This is a genomic window from Bartonella sp. MU37NMGALS (assembly GCF_042194015.1).
GTDB lineage: Bacteria > Pseudomonadota > Alphaproteobacteria > Rhizobiales > Rhizobiaceae > Bartonella > Bartonella grahamii.
On the sequence record NZ_JBHIML010000057.1, the window covers coordinates 1 to 2,035 of the forward strand.

Below are 2,035 nucleotides of genomic sequence, written 5' to 3' on the forward strand. Positions count from 1 at the left end.
AGCTGTTTTGATAATAAAAGCCGTGTCTTAAAGGACGCGGCTTTTTTGCTATAAAGCAGCCCCCCGCCCCGTTATTTTATTTACGCTGCTCTTTCAGTGATTACATCATTACTACAAACATCATCACGAAATGTTTTCTTTTCCTTAAGAGCGGCGTTGCCATAAATCTTAACATCTTTGTAAACAACCGCTTTTCCATAAACTCTTGCATTATCAAAAATATGAGCACCTTCGTATATATAAGAAGATCCTGATACTTTTGCATTGCCATAAACAAAGCCACTCACATCAGCACTATGCCAAACCTTGGCATTGTCATAAATTTTTGCATTTACAGCAATAAAGGCTTTCCCATAAACCACGGCATTGTTACAAACTTGACCACAAATTTTTGCATCACCATAAACCTTGGCATTGTCATTAACCACGCACTTGCCATAAACTACTCCCTTACCACGAACCCACATACTACCATTAACACTCGCATTATCAGAAACCTGTGCATTGCCATAAACATGGGTATCATGACCATAAACTTTAGCTTTTCCACTCACTATAGCATTACCATAAACTTTAGCATTTTGAGCAACAATGGCATCATTACGTATTTTTGCATTTTCAGAAACGACGGCATTCACAGCAACTATAGCATTATCATACACCCAGCAATTACCATCATGTGAGAGATTATCTTCACTTTCAATAAAGCCACCAAGGTCCCCTGTCTTTACATCATCGAAATCCCTTAATGCACGAATGCGATAAAAGTGTTTAGGTTGACGGGTTTCAGCATCTTTAACTTCTTTAATTTCGTCTGTAATTTCATATTTTTTAGATACATTTTTAGCGTTCATAGGTAACTCCTAATCTAATATTTAAACAAATTTTTGAATGAAATGGTTATAAGGAGGCGCCCCCGCACCGCCCTATTGTTTAATTAAGCAGCTTCTTTTTCATATTCTAATTCACATTCTAAATCGTCATCATTTTCAGATTCAAGATCAGCATCATAATAGTCTTCAAAATCATCATAATACTCATGACGATAATAATCATCTTCACTACCAAATTCGGGATATGCTTCATTCCAAATATGATCACCTGCTGTTAAAGAAGCGGCGCTATGAACATAAGAATCTCCTGAGATAAGAGCACCACATACAACGGCATCATCGAAAACACGCGCGTCATCACAAATATGAGCAGCGCCGCTTATTTTTGCATTGCCTCCAACATGAGCATCATCACAAATGACGGCATCATCAGAAATATGAGCATGATCAGTTACATAGGCATTATCATAAATCTTTGCATTGCCTTCAATTACAACAGCACCTTTAATATGAGCATTCCCATAAAGACGCGCATTGCCTCCCATAAAAATAGCTTCAAAAATAGCATTCCCATAAATTTTTGCATTCCCACAAACGTCTACAAAAAAGCTTCTTACTTTTGCATTCCCAGAAACGCGGGCATTTTGAAAAACGCGGGCTTTATCATATACCCAGCACGTACCATAATGCGATAGGTTGCTTTCATTTTCTATAAAACCACCTAAATCCCCCGCCTTGACATCTCCAAAATCTTTTAAGGCGCGTATACGGTATAATGTGAGACCAGTCATATGATCTATTTCATTAGTCAATTCATATTTTTTGGATGGTTTTCTCTTTTTAACTGTAGCACTCATGCTAGTAATCCTTGTGATTATTGGGTTTTGAATTGACAACCCTATAAGGGTGCCGGGTGTTCAAAACACGGTCACAAGTCCGTCGTCACACTTTTCTCATAAAGAGTATTGTATGGTGTGAACACACCCGACATAATCGTTATATGCTAATCACAACATAAAAGACAGTCAGTATTTAAAGAAATGGGAAAAACCTTATCGGGGTTTATCCGCTTGTGATTTAGTGTTTTGAGCACTTGACGCCTTTCTAAACGAACCTTTCTTTAAAGTCAATACGTATTTTTTATTTTTTTCAATTTTTTTCATTTTGATACCTACATAATTGAATATCAAGTGCTTTTAAAT

2 protein-coding genes are annotated in these 2,035 nt (G+C 36.9%); both read right to left on the reverse strand.

What is annotated here, in order from left to right:
- Positions 1 to 80: 80 nt before the first annotated feature.
- A complete protein-coding gene (locus ACFIJP_RS08810; RefSeq protein WP_375627020.1) occupies positions 81 to 854 on the reverse strand; it encodes a hypothetical protein in 774 nt (257 codons plus the stop codon).
- 83 nt (positions 855 to 937) lie between these two features.
- Positions 938 to 1,690: a hypothetical protein gene (locus ACFIJP_RS08815; RefSeq protein WP_375627022.1), complete on the reverse strand. Its 753-nt coding sequence runs from the start codon at positions 1,688 to 1,690 to the stop codon at positions 938 to 940.
- Positions 1,691 to 2,035 lie beyond the last annotated feature (345 nt).